A 16440-nucleotide genomic window follows, 5' to 3' on the forward strand; every position below is an offset into this window, starting at 1 on the left:
CGGGAGGGCCACCATGCCCAGATGGACCGCCGACGACGTCGGCGACCAGCATGGCCGCACCGTCGTCATCACCGGCGCCAACAGCGGCATCGGGTACGAGACTGCCACGGTGTTCGCAGCCCGGGGTGCCTCGGTCGTCCTGGCCTGCCGCGATCATGACAGGGCCACCGCTGCGGCGGCAGCCCTGCCCGGCGGGGACGTCACCACGATCGACCTCGACCTGGGCTCGCTCGCCTCGATCCGCCGCGCTGCGGACGAGCTCCGGTCACGCCACGCTCGGCTGGACCTGCTCATCAACAACGCGGGCCTGATGATGCCGCCACTCGGCCGCACCGAGGACGGGTTCGAACTCCAGATCGGGATCAACCACCTGGGCCACTTCGCCCTGACCGGGCTCCTCCTCGACCGGCTCCTCGCCACACCCGGCTCCCGCATCGTCACCGTCAGCAGCTCGGCGCACCGCCAAGGGCGTATCGACTTCGACGACCTGCAGTTCCAGCGCCGCCGCTACCGGCCGCCGACCGCCTACGGCCAGTCGAAACTCGCCAACATCCTGTTCACGTACGAACTCCAGCGCCGCCTTGCCGCGGCGCAGGCCCAGCCCATCGCGGTGGCTGTCGAACCCGGCATCGTCTCCACCGGCCTCCAACGCCACGTCACCGGCGGGATGGCCGTCGGTGTCGCGGTCGTCGGAAAGCTGATCGGCCAACCCAGCGCCGCGGCCGGCGCGCTCGCCACCCTGCGCGCCGCCACCGACCCCACGGTCGAGGGTGGCGACTACTACGCGCCCGACGGTCGACTGCTGAACGCATCCGGCCACCCGGTGCCGACCCGATCAAGCGCTGCGTCGTACGACGTGGACACCCAGCGCCGCCTGTGGGCCGAGTCCGAAACGCTGACCGGGGTGAGGTACTCATTCACGGGCGCGGCCGCATGATGCTCCGCTGGCTGCTCAGGATCACGGCGATCCACCTCGGCATTCTGGGCGCCGCCGCGCTGCTCGTCCCGCAGGCCGCGTCATCCGGCCTGGGCCAACCGTTGACGCCGTTCGACGTGTTCGCTACGCGAACCATCGGGGCGATCCTGCTCACGGTCGCGATCCTGAACTGGTCAGCGAGCGTCAGCACCCGGGCGCCGGCCGCAGTGGTCCTCGCCAACGTCTTCCTGAACGCCGCGCTCGGCGCGGTCAACGCCATCGCCATCGTCGACGGCACGATCGGCGCCGGCAGTTGGAGCGGTGTGGCCATCCACGCGGCACTGGTTCTGGCCTTCAGCCTCTGCCACTTCCTGCGCCGCCCGCCCCAGCTCGCGTGAAGGGCGTTCAGCTGCGGTCGCGCGTCATCAGGTGTCGAGGGAAGGGATCCGCCAGACGGTCGCGGAGGACTCCTTCCCATCCCAGATGTCGGCGGCGAACATGTCCTCTGCGACACCCAGCATCATCGCAACCTCGGCGTCGCCGGCCTGGGAGGGCGGATTCAGGCTGATCCACGCGGCAGGGCGAAGCTCGCCCGAGCACAGCAGCAGCCCGTGTTCGGAGGTCTGCACGAGGATCCGCTGGTCATTCAGGAAACATCCGTACAGGTCGAACGCGAATTCGTCCAGTGCCAGATCCTCGGCGTGCAGTCGAGCGACCGTACGCCCGCTCGGCCACTCCAGGAGGGATATCTCGTCGTCGAAGCTGGGGTGTGGCATGAGCAGCAGACGGTCTCCGGACGGCGCGAAGCTTGTCGAAACGACGTCCTCGGCGATCAGCTCCACGGTGATCCGGTCGCCGGTCACCCGAGCGGCATAGATCGAACTGCCGTCCTGCCCCATGCCCGCGTCCAGGACCACCGATCCGTCGTGCGGGTGTGGCACGGCGATCACCCCGGCGTCCGCCACGTCCAGAACGGCCTGGTCGAGGATGCCTCCCGAACTCGGGTCCACCAGGACCACCATGTGTTCGCCCTTGGTCTCGTACTCGTGGCCCCGATGTTCCTGCCGTTCGATTACCGGCGCGGTGACGAGCAGACGGCCGCCCGGCAGCAGCGTCGCGGAATCGGCCGCCGCGACGTCGACCGCGATCGGCCCTCCCGCCGCGATGACGATTACCGACCGGGTGTCCGTGACGACGACGGTCGCCAGGTCCGGAGTTGCCGCGAGGAGACTGGCCGTCGGTGGCACGTCCAGGACCAGCCGCTGGATTGACCGCAACTGCTCGTCCAGCACGCTCACCACTCCGTCGAGCAGGCGGTACCTGACCCCGGGCTCAAGCGACAGTGGCGCAAGATCATGACCCAACCGCAGGCCGGGAACCCGACCCACCCACTCCGCTGCGATCCGCTGCACGCGGTCATCCTGCCAACGCCTCGGGAACAGCGATCAACGGGCCGCCACGCCGCTGCCATATGCTGCCCGCGTTCACACGGGGCCACGGGGAGAGTCACATGCGACGGCACGGCAGGGCAGCGCTGACGGCTGCGATCCTCACGGTGGCACTGGCCGGCTGCGGCACGCCGGCCGGCACGGACGGTGACCTGTTCGACGGCTGGCCAGCAATGGCGGCGGCGCAGCAGTTCGCCCCGCAGGCCGGCGAGTGCCACATGATTCCCACGCCCAGTTCGTACCTGAGCAGTTACTCCCCGCTGGACTGCGCGAAGACCCACAGGTTGGAGACCTTCCACGTGGGCACGTTCACCGGCACCCTGGCGGCCCGAAGTGCTCCGCCCACCGTGGAGTCGGCGACGATGCGGTCGACCTTTGCCGACTGCGACACACGGGCCAAGCAGTTCGTGGGCGGCGACTGGCGCGATGCCCGACTGTCGGTGCAGGTCGCGCCGCCGTCGCCGGCCGGCTGGGAGGGTGGCGCCCGCTGGTACCGGTGCGACATCTTCGAGTTGGACGAGATCAGCGGCCCGAACGGCGAGAGCGATGCGGCGATGGAGCGGGCCGGCTCGCTGCGTAACGCCCTGGCCAGCCGTTCCCCGCTCCACCTCGGGTGCATGAACGAGGACAGGTGGGGCATGCTGCGGCCGGTCGCGTGCACTACCGGGCATCAGTTCGAGTACGCGGGCATCTGGACCGCGTCGGATCGTTCCTGGGCGGACGCGACAAGAGACGAGGACCCCATCCACTCGGCCTGCCGGACGGTCATCGCCCGGTACGCCAAGGTGCCTGTGGACAGCAACCTGCCCTACCGCACCGGGACCTCGTACCGCTTCCCGACCCGTCCGCTCTGGGAGCGCGGTGATCGCGGTGTGCGCTGCTACTACTGGTCCGGCGGCGCCGCCGTCAAGCGATCGATCGCCGGCGGTGGCACCAAGGCCCTGCCGATCCGCTGAGGCGGGTCAGATCGGGCCCAGCAGCGCCGCCATCGCCGCGTCGCCCTGCCCGAGTTGCGTGCCACCGGGCGGTGCCACGACCAGGAAACGCCGGCAGGCGTCGAGTTCGACGTACCACTCGGGCCCACCTCCGTCGAGGGACCGCAGCACCGCGAAGCGGGACGCCGGGGTGGCACAGTCGGCCGCCGGTCGAGTGGTGGTCAGCGCGCGGAGCGCCTTCGCCTGCCGCTCGGGTGGCAGCGGCCCGCCGTACACGAAGTCACCTGCCGGTTTGCCGCCGCCCCGCTCGGACGAGGGCACCGCGTAGACGCAGAGGCGCAGCGGCCCGGCAGTCGGACTCGCGCCGCCCGCGACGCGTCCGGGACGGCCGAGGTGGGTCTCCACCCACACCATGTCGGACCACCGCTGCGCGCAGCCGACGGTCTCGGCCGCCGACGATTCGACAGGCCCGACGGTACGACTGTCGACAGTGGTCAGGCGCAGCCCGTCCAGCGCGGCGAGCACCTGAGGGCGCGGCTTGCCGCAGACGTCCGTCGGCACGTACGGCCGTAGCCAGCGGCCCCGGTCGTCGAGCAGCGCCAGCCAGGGTGGGACGACCAGGTCGAGAGTGCAGGCGATCTCTCGTCGACCCCGGACCTCGTCCGACAGGCGCAACGCGGCCACCAGCGCACCGATGTCGTCGGCGCGACGCTCAGTGGTCACCTGCTCCCGGCCGCCACCGGCACGTGGCCGCACCTCGCGACCGCAGAGCACGACGGCGACCGGGACGAACGCGGGGTCGATCCGCCCGATCTCCGGCTCGACTCCGGCCGGCGTCGCCGCGCCCGGCGATGCCGCCGACGGTCCGGCAGACCCCGGCGGTACGGGCAGCACGACACCGGCCCGCGGTGCGCTCTCGGCGCAGGAGGTCCACCTCTCGACGATCTCGGCGGGGCCGGGATCGTTGGGCGTGCTGGCCGAGCCCGCGCAGCCGCTCAGTGCCATGCCGCACAGACCCATGCCGAGCAGCGCCGCCGCCAGTGTCGTTCCGCCCGAGCGCATCCGGCTCACCACCTCTCGCCAGGAGATGAGACGGTCGATGCCGGTGCCCGGTTCCGGACGACCGGCCCGACGGGCGAATCCGACGGAGGCGGGAACGCGTGCCGGTCCTGCGACGTCGCATCGGGATGGATGCGAAGACTCTCGCCCGTACGGCCGCTCTCGCCGGGGCGACGCTGCTGGCCACGGCAGGCTGCGGAGGATTCGCCAGGTCGACGAACCAGCCGCCTCCTCCGGCACGTGGCAGCGCAACAGCAACCCCCGTCGCCTCGTACCCGCCACCCGTCGCGACACCAGCGGCCATCCGCCTCGTCGACGAGGACCTGGCCGACCTGCACCTCTGGGTGAGCAACCAGTCGTTCGAGGACGACCGGGTCACCGTCACGGTCAGCATCGACGGCACCCGGCTCGTCGACCAGCCCTTCGACGTGCAGGGCCAGCACAACTGGGTCCTGTTCCCCGTCAAGCTGCCGGCGGGCAGCCACGAGGTGACCGCCACCTCGCAGACGGGCGCCGAGACGCGCCAGCGGCTCACCATGCCCGAGAAGGGACGCCGGTACGCCGTGATCGGCTACTGGAGGGACCCGGGTCGAGACGGACCTCATCTCGACTGGCTCGTCAGGTCCCACCCGATCGGCTTCCAGTAGCCGAGCCGACCGAGCCCGCCGAGAACGCCGAGCCAACCGAGCCGACCGAGAGTGACGTCGCCGACGCTGGGCGACGCCGCCCGCCACGGCTGGCGCAACCGTGGGCATGATGGCCGAATGGCACATCTGGGACTGGTCGCGGTGCTGGTACGCGAGTACGACGAGGCGATCGACTTCTACGTGGGCGGCCTCGGCTTCGAACTGGTGGAGGACACGGCCCGTCCGGACGGCTCGCGCTGGGTGGTGGTGCGCCCACCGGGGGCTCGGGAGACGGCGTTGCTGTTGGCCCGGGCGAGCAGCGCCGAACAGCGAGCACGGGTGGGTGACCAGACCGGCGGTCGGGTGGGCCTGTTCCTGTACACCGAGGATTTCGCCCGGGACCACGCCCGGATGGTCGACGCCGGGGTGCGGTTCCTGGAGGAGCCACGGCACGAGGCGTACGGCTCGGTGGCGGTCTTCGTCGACCTGTACGGCAATCGGTGGGACCTGATCCAGCCGCGCGCCGAAGGGTGACGACAAGATGACATGACGCACACGGTGGGTGAACGCTCACTGTCCGCCATGCTATTCTCCGATGTCGATCTCTGCCGCGCGGACCCGGACCGGGTCGTTGTCGGAAGGACACCTCCCGATGCCGGCGACTGCCGCCCCGACCGTGCCACCGCCCGCTCTGGACAATCCGGCGGGCGGGGCGTTCAGCCTCATCTTCACCACGCTGCCGGCGCTGCTGCGGCTGACGTGCGGGCTGGTCGGCGGCGCGGTGGCGCTGTCGGTGCGTACCCCGCCCGTCGACGAGGCCCTGCTGCTGCCCGGCGTGGCCGCGCTGACCGGATGGTCGCTCTGGTACGCCGGCCGGGCGCTGCGCCACGGGATCACCCCGGCACTGGTCGCCGGCGACGTCGCTGTCACCGTGGCGGCCTGCCTGCTCATCCCTCACCTGGTGGCGCCCGAGGTGCTGCCCGGTGAGGGCAGTTGGATCGCGGTCCTCGCCAGCACCACGGTGATCAACGCGCAGGCCACCGCACCGGCCCGCTGGTCGGTCCCGGCCGGACTGCTGGTCATCGCCGCGTACGTGGCTGGTACGCAGGCCGCCGGCAACCCCACCGAGTCCCGGGCGCACGCCGCCACCCTGGTGGTGCAGACGGCCTGCACGGCGATGATGACGGGTGTGATGCGCCGCCGGATCGGGCGGGCCGACCGGGCGTTCGTGGAGCATCAGCGGCTGACCCGGGAGGCGCTCGTCGCGCGGTCCGCCCGCGAGGCCGAGCGCCAGCAGAACCGGGACCTGCACGACACCGTGCTCGGCACGCTGACCATGGTGGGGCTCGGCGCGGTGGCTGGCCCGTCGGCCTCCTTCCGCGACAGGTGCGCCGCCGACCTGCGTACCCTCGTCGCGTTGACCGACCTCGGTCCGACGCCCGGCGACGGCCCGGTGCCCCTCGACGGGCGGTTGCGGGCGGTGCCCGACCGGCTGCCCGAGCTGCCGGTGGGCCTGGATCTGGCGTCCTGCGCGGTGCCCGCCGGGGTGGCCGACGCGATCACCGAGAGCGCCTACGCGGCCCTGTCCAACGTGGTCCGCCACGCGCCGGGCGCAACGGCCACCCTGCGGCTGACCCGCGACGCGGTCGCCGTCGTGGTCGAGGTGGTCGACGACGGCCCCGGCTTCGACCCGGCCACCGTCCCCCCGCACCGGTACGGGCTGCGCGAGTCGATCCACGGGCGGATGGCGGCGGTCGGTGGGCGGGCCGAGGTGCGCTCCGCGCCCGGTGCGGGCACCCGGATCCGACTGGAGTGGCCCGGTGTCGGCTGACCTCGGCGCCTCGGCGGAGCGCACCCGCACCGGCGAGACGACCATTCTCGGGCCGCGTCCCAGCCCGGTCGACGGGCCCACGACGCCCGAGCCCGCGCTGCTCGCCGCGCCGGCCGCGGTGGCCCACGCCTCCGACCGGGGCGCCCGGATCGTCGCCGTCGCCATCGCGTTGGCCTGGCACGTCGCGATCGGACTACCGGCGGTGCTGGCGACCCGGACGCAGTTCGCCGCGCCGACGGTGGTGCTCGGCGGCTGGCTCCTGGTCGCCGTGACCGGGGCGGTGGCCGGCGTCCGGTTGCTGCGAGGCAGGCCGCTGCCGCCCTGGCCGCTCGCGGGGGTGCTGCTCGCCGTCGACGCGGCCGTCTTCGCCGCCGTCGGCGCGGGGCAGCTGTTCGCCGCCGCGAACTGGGTGTGGGGCACTCTCGGCTGGTTCTTCGTGCTGGCGCTGTGGGGCCGGCGGGTGAGCGGTCTGGTCGCGCTGCTGACCACGCACGCCCTGATCGCGCTCGCCGCCGTCCTCCTGCACGGCGCCGGAACGGCCGACCTGGCCCGCTACACCATGTACGTCTACGGCACCTTCTCGCTGCCGGTGGCGGTCTTCGTGGGCAGCGCGGTGATCGTCGGCCTGGCCCGGGACCGGGCCGCCGCGGCCGCCGCCATGCACACGCTCTCCGCCGAGCGAGCCGCCGCCGAGCGGGGCCGGCAGGAACGCCGCGACCGGCTCTCCCTGGTCGGCGCGGCGGCCGGACGCGTCCTCGGCGAGCTGGCCGCCGGGGAGGCCGACCCGGACGACCCGGAGGTGCAGCGCCGCTGCGTGTTGGCCGCGGGCCGACTACGGCGTCTGATCGCCGAGTCCGACGACGTGCCCGACCCGTTGCTGCACGAGCTGCGGGCGGCCGCCGACCTGGCCGAACGCAACGGGCTGCCGATCGACCTGGTCGCCATCGGCAACCCACCGCCGCTGCCGGTGGAGATCCGCCGCCGGCTGGCCGACCCGCTCACCGGCCTGCTCGCCGACGCCCGTGGGTGGGCGCGTCTGACAGTGGTGTCCGGCCCCGGCGAGGTGGTGGTCAGTCTGGTCACGCCGGACCGGGAGGGACCGGACACGACAGGCCCTCCGCCCGGGGAGCACGAGGACGGGCCGGTGCAGCACCTCTACGAACGGGACGGGGACATCAGATGGGCGCAGACCCGGTGGTTGGGGTGACAGGTGACCGGCTGATCGGGGTGGCGATCGTCGACGACCACCCCGTGGTCGTCGAGGGGGTGCGCGCCTGGCTCGCCAGCGAGCCGCGACTGACCGTGCTGGCCACCGGGGACGACCCGGACGAGGTGCTACGGGCCGCGCCGGACGCCGACGTCGTCCTGCTCGACCTGCGGCTGCACGGCCGGATGGCGCTCGACAAGCTGGCCGAGTTGAGCGCCACCGGACGGCGGGTGGTGGTCTACTCGGAGCACACCGACCCGGAGACGATGCTGGCCGCGCTGGACGCTGGGGCGGTGGCGTTCCTCGCCAAGCACGAGGGCCGGGAGCACTGCGTGGCGACCGTACTGGCCGCGGCGAGCGACAGGCCGTACGTGCCGCCGGCGCTGGCCGGTGCGATGGTCGGCGACCCGCGGCCGGACCGGCCGATGCTGTCCGACAAGGAACGTGAGGCGCTGCTGCTCTGGTTCCAGTCGATGTCCAAGGCGTCGGTGGCCCGTCGCATGCAGATCAGTGAGCACACGGTGAAGCAGTATGTGGACCGTGCGCGGATCAAGTACACCCGGGCGGGGCGACCGGCAGCCACAAAGGCGGCGCTGCTCGCCCGTGCGATCGAGGACGGACTCGTCCGCCCGGAGGAGATTGGCATCTACCGGTCACAGGCGACACACGACCGGCCGACCCCCTAACGGGCGTCATGACAGTGGCCGGCGGATCGGCGAGGCTCAACCCACAGCCAGCTGACCGGGAGGTCGTGACGATGCACGCCGACGCGTCCCCCTTCTTCATCGGCCCACACCGGTTCGACGCGACTGACGACGACGTGGGCCCGACCCTCGACCGGCGTTACGACATGCGCCCGCTGCTCGGCGAGAAGGTGCTCGGCAGGCACCGGCTGCTCGTCGCGGGCTACCTGCTCGGGCCGACCGAGACACAACGCGGCTGGCAGCTTCCCGGGCCGGTCTCGGTGACCGTCACCGACCAGCGGATCTGCTGGGTGGGCACCGGCTCGCAGCTGTCGCTGGTCGCCGACGACACGCCGCGGTCCCGGCTCGCGGGGCGGCTGACCGGTCTGATGACCGGTCAGATCCGCTGGCAGTGGCCGTCCCGGCTGGAGCTTCCTCCCACCGATCCGGCACAGCTGATGATCGTCTGTGACGCGTTGCGCACCATCCAGCAGCCGGCGTTGGCCCTCGGCGGGTCACCGGGTGAGGTAAGCGCGCTGGCGCGTCAGGTCCGCCGGGCGGTGGCCATGTTCCGTCTCACCCGCCCCCAGCTCGTGGACCTCTCCGCCCAGGAGCGCGACGTTCTGCTGCTGCGCGCCGGCCCCGCGCTGCTCGCCGGGGAAACGCGGATCACCCTCCCCGGCTCGCTGCCTGTCGAGTTCCGCTCCCGGGACGACTACTACCGCTCGGGGCCGGAGCCGACCTCCTGGGACGGCTTCGCCGGCGGCGCGGCGTCCGGGCGCTGGTGACACGAGCGTCCGGGCGCTGGTGACACGCAGCGTCCGTGCGCGTTGGTGGCGAGGAGCCGGCGGGCGTCGCCGTCACACGCTGGGCGTGCGCTCCTCCCCGGCGGCGTCCAGCGCTGCGGCCTCCTCCGGCGTCGGCGCGGTGCCACCGAGGTGCGCCGGGAGCCACCAGGTGTCCTCCGGGCCGGCCGGCGCATCCGGGTACTCGCGCTGGGCCCGCTCGACAAGCGCGCTCAACCGGCTGGTCAGCTCATCGGCCAGCACGTTCGGGTCCGGGAAGTCCGCCGGCTGGATCGGCTCACCGATCAGGATGGTGATGGGGGTGTGCCGACGCGTCAGGGTGCGGGGCCGACCCTTCGTCCAGAGCCGCTGGGTGCCCCAGAGCGCGACAGGCAACACCGGCACCTTCGCCGAACGGGCCATCCGTACCGTGCCGCTCTTGAGCTCCTTGACCGTGAACGACCGGCTGATCGTGGCCTCGGGGAAGACGCCCACGACCTCGCCCTGCTTGAGCGCGCCCACGGCGGCGCGGAACGAGGCCGCGCCTGCCTGCCGGTCCACCGGGATGTGCCGCATACCGCGCATCAGCGGGCCGGAGATCCTGTGCGTGAAGACCGAATTCTTGGCCATGAACCGGACCAGCCGGCCCGACGCGTTCGCACCCAGCCCGGCGAAGATGAAGTCGAGGTAGCTGACGTGGTTGCTGGCCAACACCGCCCCGCCGGTGCGGGGTACGTGGTGGGCGCCCTCGATGGTGATCTTCAGGTCGAGGACCCGGAACAGCGTCTTGGCGGTGGCGATAACGGGCGGGTACACGAGCTCCGGCATCCGCAGAATCTACCCTGCCCGGCTGGTGGTCGGCTGAGTGGCGACCCGGCGGCGTACCGGCGGCGACGCGGGTGGCGCGCCGCCGCCGGTACGCCGACCGTGGCTCAGTCGGCGAGGCTGTGCAGATCGAGCCGGCCACGGGCGAAGGCGTCCACCCGGCCCCAGCGGCCCGGGATGTCCAGCACCTCGATCCGGCCCATCCCGACCGGCAGCCGCGGTTCGACCGCCAGGTGGCCGTCGTGTGGTTCGAGGCCGAGCATGGTGCGCAGCAAGAGCAGCGGCGTACCTGTCGACCACGCCTGCGGGCTGCACGCCGTCGGGTACTCCACCGGGAACTTCGTCAGCTCCCGCGGGTATCCGCCGAACGCCTCCGGCAGCCGCCCGTCGAAGTAGGTGGCCGCGTCCAGGATGCCGTTGGCGATGGTGGCGGCCTCCTCGGCGAAGCCGTACCGGCGCAGACCCCAGGCTATGAAGGAGTTGTCGAACGGCCAGATCGTGCCGTTGTGGTAGCCGATCGGGTTGTACCGCGTCTCCCCCTCGGCGAGGGTCCGCACCCCCCAGCCGGAGAAGAGCCGCGGCCCCACCAGGTGCTGCGCGACCTGCTCCGCACGCTCGGGCAGGACGATCCCGCTCCACAGCAGGTGGCCGATGTTGGAGCTGAGGACGTCGCACTGACGACCGTCCGGATCGAGGGCCAGCGCGTAGTACCCGCCGTCTTCCACCCACCAGTCGCGGTTGAACCGTTCCTTCAGCTCCGCCGCCTCCCGCTCCAACTGGTCGGCGAACTCCGGGTCACCCCAGAACTCGCGGGCCAACCGTGCCCCGCGAACCTTCGCGTCGTACGCGTACCCCTGCACCTCGCACGTCGCCCGCGGAAAGGGCGGCAGGGTGCCGTCGGAGTAGGAGATCGAGTCCCAGGAGTCCTTCCAGCACTGGTTCTCCAGGCCGGTCTCGGTGTTGCGCCGCTGGTACCAGATGTAGCCGGTGCCGACCAGGTCGGCGTAGTCGTCGATCCACCTCAGCGCGGCCCGGGACTCCTGCTCCAACTCCTTGACCAGCGCCACGTCCCCGGTCCACCGCTCGTACTCGTCGAGCAGCACGACGAACAGCGGGGTGGCGTCCACCGACCCGTAGTACGGCGAGTGCGGTTGCTCCTCGAAGGCGGCCGTCTCGCCGTAGCGCATCTCGTGCAGGATCCGCCCCGGATCCTCGTCCCGGAAGTCGTCGAACCGGCTGCCCTGCAGGGACGCCAGGATGCGCAGCGTCGTCTTCGACAGCTGCGGCGTGAACGGCAGCGTCTGCAGGCAGGTGAGGATGCTGTCCCGGCCGAACATGGTCATGAACCAGGGCAGACCGGCGGCGGGCAGGGTCGCGCCGCCGAGCGAGAGCGGCGAGAAGCGCAGCGCCGCCAGGTCGATCAGGCTGCGCCGGTACGTGCTGGCCACCCGACCGTGCTCACTGTTGACCTTGGGAGCGTCCGCGATCCACTGCTCCAGATCGTGTTGCAGCGCCAGCCGCTCACCGCCGTGCACCCGCAGACCCATCCGCAGGTCCCGGTCCCCGGGCCCGACCGCGCGCGTCTGCACGTCAATCGTGGCCTCCCACTGCTGGTTCGGCTCCAGGCGAACGGTGTACGCGAACCCCCGGCTGTCGTACCGGGCCGACACCGACGAGGAGATGATCGTCTCGCGTCGGAAGTTGCCCCGGCGGTAGCCCAGGCGCAGCTTGTCGGCCTCGACCTCGGTGTAGATCTCGCCCTTCTTGTTCAGGATCTCGTCCTTGACCTGGAACAGGTCGGCGAAGTCGGACGCCGCGTCCATCCGTACCTCGAGGTCGACCGCCTTCTCGTCGTGGTTGAGGATGGTGAGCTGCTCCCGGAAGCTGCCACCGACCGCCCGCTCCCGGATGATCGACAGCTTCGCGTCCACGTAGTGCGTGGCCATCCCCGGCACCAGGAAGAACCGGGACTCGAAGTACTGGAGGTCGTCGTACGAGAGGGAGTTGAGGCGTTCGCCGTTCACGCTCAGCACCCAGGTGGACAGGAACCGGGTGTCGATGGAGAAGAGCCCGGTCGGCTCGCTCGGCGTCGCCTCGATGTCACCGGTGTCCTCGCAGACGACGAACGTGTTGCCGTCCAGGATCCGGACCGTGTTGCTCTGGCCCATCAGTGCTCCTCCCCCGCGAAGCGGCGACGCGGCCCACGGGCGTCCGGCGACCCGGGAAAGATCCGCTCCACCTGCACCACAAGTCGGGCGTCGCCCGTCACCGTCATGTCGCCCCGCAACAGGGCGGCCAGGCCGTGCTCACGGCCGGTGGCGATGTCGTCGAAGAGGACCGGGCTGGCGCCGATCACCGTGTCGGCCTCCCGGTCCTCCTGAGTCACGTCGAGCCGCCCGTGGTCGATCGCCAGCAGCCAGTGTCGGGTCTGCGCCCCCTCGTGCAGGTCGAACCGCACTGTCCCGGAGGTCTTCGCCAGCAGGGGCTCGTACCCCCGCCGGTCCAGGTCCTCAAAGAACCTCGTGGTCGCGTCCACCATCGGGTCCACTCCTCCCAGTTGGCCGGGCCCGGGATCCCACCCGGCGCGCTCGCGTCACGCGCACGGCCGGCGTCACACGTCCCCGCACGGGTCCCCGCCTACCCACACGGTCAACCTCGCCCAATTCGGGTGAGCCGCGCGTCGTGTCGGTCGCGGCCGGTAGCCGCCCGGTGATCGGTGGCAGCTCAGCAGGGCGGTGCTCGGCGTGTCGGGTCGCTCAGCCGCCACCGATCAGGGAAACGGCACGGCGCCGGCCCTCCCCCATCGGGGGAGGGCCGGCGCGTCCGCGGCGGACGATCAGTTGTTCGGGTCGTCGGCGCTGATGTCGGCCAGCACCGACTGCGGTTCGCGCTCGACCGCGAGGTCACCCATCGAGACCAGGCCGATCAGGCGCCCGTCGTCGATCACTGGCAGTCGGCGTACGGCGTAGGTACGCATCAGGTCCGCGGCGGACACCGCGTCGTCGTACTGACTCACGGTGATCACGTCGCGGCTGGTTATCTCGTTCAACCGGGTCGAGCCCGGGTCCATGTTCTCCGCGACACCACGGACCGTGATGTCCCGGTCCGTGACGATACCGACGACACTGTCGCCATCGGTCACCACCACGTCGCCAATCGCGCTGTCGCGCATCTCCTGAGCGGCGGCGATAAGCGTGTCATTGCCGTCCATCGTCACCAACCGGGTCGTCATGAACTCTCCGACCGTTGTCATGGTGCTCCCCTCTCGGTGTCGGCACGGCCCGTCTACCCGCCGCCCGGGAGGGGGTAACGCCGATGGCCGGACCGCTGTGCGGGGCGAGCTGGCTATCCGCGCGGGCGGCGCAGGCGGCGCAGCTCGTACAGGCCACTGCTGGTCAGGCTGAAGAAGATCGGCAGCAACAGGAAGATCGTCAGCGCGAGCAGTGGGTCGGTGAAGAATCCGATGAGAGCCGCCAGCCCGTATCCCAGGATCCCGACCGCGGCCCGTGCCCGTTCCGCGGGGAAGAACCCCCGCGACACCGCCGGATCGACCAGGTCGTGCCGGCGGGTCAGATAGTGGTACAGGACCAACCAACTCGCCGAGAGCAGCATGCCGGCCAGACCGTAGAGGACGACCCCTGTGCGCTCGTCGGCCCGGTCGCCCTGCCGCACGGCCTGCGAGACGATCGAGGTCGCGAACGGCAACAGCGCCGTCGTGAACAGCACCCCGAGGTTGCACCACTGCAGACCCTTCCCGCTGCGCGCCACCCGGTGGAAGGCAGCCCTGTGGTTCAACCAGGTGATCGCCACGAGCAGGTACGACGTGACGTAGGCCAGGTACGCCGGCCACTGCTCGAGGAGCGCGTGTAACAGCTGACCCCTGGCGACCCGGGGCGGCTGAAGGTCGAGCACCAGGAGCGTGATGATGATGGCGAACACCCCGTCGCTGAACGCGAGCAGGCGGGACGTCTCCGACCGCAGGGCCGGGCCGCCGGTGCCGTCGCGAATCCGCCCGGCGTCGTCGCTGCCCTGCTCGGTGCTCATCCCGCCCCTCCCCCGAGGTGCCGCTCCTCGCCGGCGCTCCGACTGGGCGACGCCGGCACGGCAGCGCGGTATACCCGCCGACGGCCTCGCCACCCCATGGCCGCGGGGCGGCGCGTGTCGGGCTGGGGGATCTGCTGGGCGGGGTGTGGCGGCACAACCCGGCCAGGGTGGACGTCGCGCTGTCCCGACAGCGACTGGCTCGCCATCGGCCCGCGCAACGCTGGCCCGGCGTGACAGTGATCGAGCCGGGCTGACCCGGAAGGCCGGCCCGCTCAGGCGCGGGGCGGCATTCCGTAGATCCGCTCGACGTGCAGGCGCAGCACCAGCCGCTGGTCGGCGACCATGGCGGTGCGGTAGTCGGCCCAGTCCGGGTGCTCGCCGCGCAGCGACCGGTAGAGCCCCACCAACTCCTCGACCGTGGCGTCGTCGACGGCTGCGGCCGGGGCGGTCAGCTCGGCCCGCCCCTCGACCACCGCGTACGCCCAGCCGTCCTCGCTGCCGACGTGGAAGCTGGCCCGCGGGTCCCGACGCAGGTTGGCGGTCTTGGCCCGGCCGTCGGTGACGGACACCCGGATCAGGCCGGCCGCGCGGTCGAACGCGTAGACCACCGTGGACAACTGCGGTCGCCCGTCGCGTTTGAGCGTGGCCAGCACGCCCATCGAGCGGCCGGCGATCAGGTCGGTCAACGCCTGCTGGGCGGGGTCCTCCGGCACGGTTTCCTCCAGGTGGCACGGTCGGCTGCGTCCATCCAAACACGACAGGGGTGCTGCCGCCCCCGATGAGCCGCCGCCGTCACGCACTGCGGGCCCCCGCCACGATCGGCCGGAAGCCCGCAGTGATCGCAACGGTCAGCGCCGTTGGAAGGCCGTACTCAGCGCCGCTCGGCGGCCACCAACTCGGCGAGCTGTACGGCGTTGAGCGCCGCGCCCTTACGCAGGTTGTCGTTGGAGCAGAACAGCGCCAGCCCGTACTCGACTGTCTCGTCGGCGCGGATGCGGCCCACGTAGGTCGGGTCCTGCCCGGCGGCCTGCAGCGGCGTCGGCACGGCGGTCAGCGCGACCCCGGGCGCGTCGGTGAGCAGCTCGTGGGCCCGCTGCGGGGTGAGCGGGCGGGCGAAGCGGGCGTTGATCTGGAGCGAGTGACCGGTAAACACCGGAACCCGGACGCAGGTGCCGGAGACCAACAGATCGGGGATCTCGAGGATCTTACGGCTCTCGTTGCGGAGCTTCTGCTCCTCGTCGGTCTCGAACGAGCCGTCGTCGACGATCGAGCCGGCCAGCGGCAGCACGTTGAAGGCGATCGGCTCGGCGAACGAGCGCGGCGCGGGGAACTCCACGGCCGACCCGTCGAAGGCCAGCCCGGCGGCGTGCTCGGCGACCTTGCGGACCTGCTCGTCCAGCTCGGCAACACCGGCCAGCCCGGCGCCGGAGACCGCCTGGTACGTCGAGACGACCAGGCTGACCAGACCAGCCTCGGCGTGCAGCGGGCGCAGCACCGGCATCGCGGCCATCGTGGTGCAGTTGGGGTTGGCGATGATGCCCTTCGGGCGGTTCGCGGCGGCGTGCGGGTTGACCTCGGCGACCACCAGCGGCACCAGCGGGTCCATCCGGAACGCCGACGAGTTGTCGATCACCACGGCACCGGCCTCGGCAACCCGGGGCGCCAACTCCAGGGCGCTGCCCTTACCGGCCGAGAAGAGCACGATGTCCAGGCCGGAGTAGTCAGCGGTGGCCGCGTCCTCGACCGTCACCTCGCCGTCGCGCCACGGCAGCGTACGCCCTGCGGACCGCGCCGAGGCGAACAACCGCACCTGCTCCGCCGGGAACTTCCGCTCCGCCAGCACCTGCCGCATCACGCCACCGACCTGGCCGGTGGCCCCCACAATGCCGATCCTCATGCCCGCGAGGCTACCCAGCCAACCCCCACAACCGGCACCCCTTTCCCAACCCCCGGGTCCCACCTCACACCGGACCCACCACCCCGTTGATCATGAAGTTATCGTCGCGACACGCCGGGTGGTTTCTAGGCTTCAGTGCAACTGATCTTGGTTGTGGTGGAGGTGCTGGTGGCGAGGCCTGGTG

The 16440-nt window shown here is 71.7% G+C and carries 18 protein-coding genes; 9 read left to right on the forward strand and 9 right to left on the reverse strand.

Features of this window, described 5'->3' with window-relative positions:
* Window positions 1-13: 13 nt before the first annotated feature.
* Window positions 14-937: an oxidoreductase gene (locus tag ACLQ26_RS32020; protein WP_425748089.1), complete on the forward strand. Its 924-nt coding sequence runs from the start codon at window positions 14-16 to the stop codon at window positions 935-937.
* Window positions 934-1314: a hypothetical protein gene (locus tag ACLQ26_RS32025; protein ID WP_425748090.1), complete on the forward strand. Its 381-nt coding sequence runs from the start codon at window positions 934-936 to the stop codon at window positions 1312-1314. Before ACLQ26_RS32020 ends, ACLQ26_RS32025 begins: the two co-directional genes overlap by 4 nt.
* 27 nt (window positions 1315-1341) lie before the next feature.
* Here ACLQ26_RS32025 and ACLQ26_RS32030 read toward each other — a convergent pair whose 3' ends face one another.
* On the reverse strand, window positions 1342-2328 hold the full coding sequence (locus ACLQ26_RS32030) for a hypothetical protein (RefSeq protein ID WP_425748091.1): 987 nt from the start codon (window positions 2326-2328) through the stop codon (window positions 1342-1344).
* Between the two features lie 98 nt (window positions 2329-2426).
* Between ACLQ26_RS32030 and ACLQ26_RS32035 the strand changes: the two genes are divergently transcribed.
* Complete coding sequence (locus ACLQ26_RS32035) at window positions 2427-3320, forward strand: septum formation family protein (protein WP_425748092.1); 894 nt, start codon at window positions 2427-2429, stop codon at window positions 3318-3320.
* A 6-nt stretch (window positions 3321-3326) separates the two neighbouring features.
* On the opposite strand, the gene ACLQ26_RS32040 is transcribed toward ACLQ26_RS32035, so the two are convergent.
* Entirely contained in the window at window positions 3327-4361 is a 1035-nt protein-coding gene (locus tag ACLQ26_RS32040; protein ID WP_425748093.1) for a hypothetical protein, read from the reverse strand.
* A gap of 125 nt (window positions 4362-4486) precedes the next feature.
* Here ACLQ26_RS32040 and ACLQ26_RS32045 point away from each other — a divergent pair, with 125 nt between their 5' ends.
* The 6 genes from ACLQ26_RS32045 to ACLQ26_RS32070 all read left to right on the forward strand — a co-directional run bounded on the left by ACLQ26_RS32045 (window position 4487) and on the right by ACLQ26_RS32070 (window position 9493).
* Complete coding sequence (locus ACLQ26_RS32045; RefSeq protein WP_425748094.1) at window positions 4487-5005, forward strand: hypothetical protein; 519 nt, start codon at window positions 4487-4489, stop codon at window positions 5003-5005.
* Between the two features lie 117 nt (window positions 5006-5122).
* Window positions 5123-5518 carry a VOC family protein gene (locus ACLQ26_RS32050; RefSeq protein ID WP_425748095.1) on the forward strand — a complete coding sequence of 132 codons (396 nt, stop codon included), beginning with the start codon at window positions 5123-5125 and terminating at the stop codon, window positions 5516-5518.
* A 118-nt stretch (window positions 5519-5636) separates the two neighbouring features.
* The gene (locus ACLQ26_RS32055) at window positions 5637-6815 is read left to right on the forward strand and encodes a sensor histidine kinase (RefSeq protein WP_425748096.1); all 1179 of its coding nucleotides are present in this window, start codon (window positions 5637-5639) and stop codon (window positions 6813-6815) included.
* A 97-nt stretch (window positions 6816-6912) separates the two neighbouring features.
* Window positions 6913-8022 (forward strand): hypothetical protein, encoded by a 1110-nt coding sequence (locus ACLQ26_RS32060; RefSeq protein ID WP_425748115.1) that lies wholly within the window; start codon window positions 6913-6915, stop codon window positions 8020-8022.
* Window positions 7995-8708: a response regulator gene (locus ACLQ26_RS32065; RefSeq protein ID WP_425748097.1), complete on the forward strand. Its 714-nt coding sequence runs from the start codon at window positions 7995-7997 to the stop codon at window positions 8706-8708. The genes ACLQ26_RS32060 and ACLQ26_RS32065 overlap by 28 nt, the downstream gene beginning before the upstream one ends.
* A 71-nt stretch (window positions 8709-8779) precedes the next feature.
* Entirely contained in the window at window positions 8780-9493 is a 714-nt protein-coding gene (locus tag ACLQ26_RS32070; protein WP_363679694.1) for a hypothetical protein, read from the forward strand.
* Between the two features lie 72 nt (window positions 9494-9565).
* Here ACLQ26_RS32070 and ACLQ26_RS32075 read toward each other — a convergent pair whose 3' ends face one another.
* The 7 genes from ACLQ26_RS32075 to ACLQ26_RS32105 all read right to left on the reverse strand — a co-directional run bounded on the left by ACLQ26_RS32075 (window position 9566) and on the right by ACLQ26_RS32105 (window position 16256).
* Window positions 9566-10318 carry a lysophospholipid acyltransferase family protein gene (locus ACLQ26_RS32075; RefSeq protein ID WP_425748098.1) on the reverse strand — a complete coding sequence of 251 codons (753 nt, stop codon included), beginning with the start codon at window positions 10316-10318 and terminating at the stop codon, window positions 9566-9568.
* 104 nt (window positions 10319-10422) lie between these two features.
* Window positions 10423-12483 carry a glycogen debranching N-terminal domain-containing protein gene (locus tag ACLQ26_RS32080; protein WP_425748099.1) on the reverse strand — a complete coding sequence of 687 codons (2061 nt, stop codon included), beginning with the start codon at window positions 12481-12483 and terminating at the stop codon, window positions 10423-10425.
* Entirely contained in the window at window positions 12483-12854 is a 372-nt protein-coding gene (locus ACLQ26_RS32085; protein WP_425748100.1) for an SCP2 sterol-binding domain-containing protein, read from the reverse strand. Before ACLQ26_RS32085 ends, ACLQ26_RS32080 begins: the two co-directional genes overlap by 1 nt.
* 297 nt (window positions 12855-13151) lie before the next feature.
* On the reverse strand, window positions 13152-13568 hold the full coding sequence (locus ACLQ26_RS32090) for a CBS domain-containing protein (protein WP_007464304.1): 417 nt from the start codon (window positions 13566-13568) through the stop codon (window positions 13152-13154).
* A 92-nt stretch (window positions 13569-13660) separates the two neighbouring features.
* Window positions 13661-14359 (reverse strand): TMEM175 family protein, encoded by a 699-nt coding sequence (locus ACLQ26_RS32095; protein WP_425748101.1) that lies wholly within the window; start codon window positions 14357-14359, stop codon window positions 13661-13663.
* Between the two features lie 272 nt (window positions 14360-14631).
* On the reverse strand, window positions 14632-15072 hold the full coding sequence (locus tag ACLQ26_RS32100; protein ID WP_425748102.1) for a PPOX class F420-dependent oxidoreductase: 441 nt from the start codon (window positions 15070-15072) through the stop codon (window positions 14632-14634).
* Window positions 15073-15230: 158 nt separating this feature from the next.
* On the reverse strand, window positions 15231-16256 hold the full coding sequence (locus ACLQ26_RS32105) for an aspartate-semialdehyde dehydrogenase (protein WP_425748103.1): 1026 nt from the start codon (window positions 16254-16256) through the stop codon (window positions 15231-15233).
* Window positions 16257-16440: the final 184 nt, after the last annotated feature.

Origin of the sequence: Micromonospora sp. DT43, from assembly GCF_049841645.1 — a bacterium.
In the GTDB taxonomy this organism is placed as follows: Bacteria; Actinomycetota; Actinomycetes; order Mycobacteriales; family Micromonosporaceae; genus Micromonospora.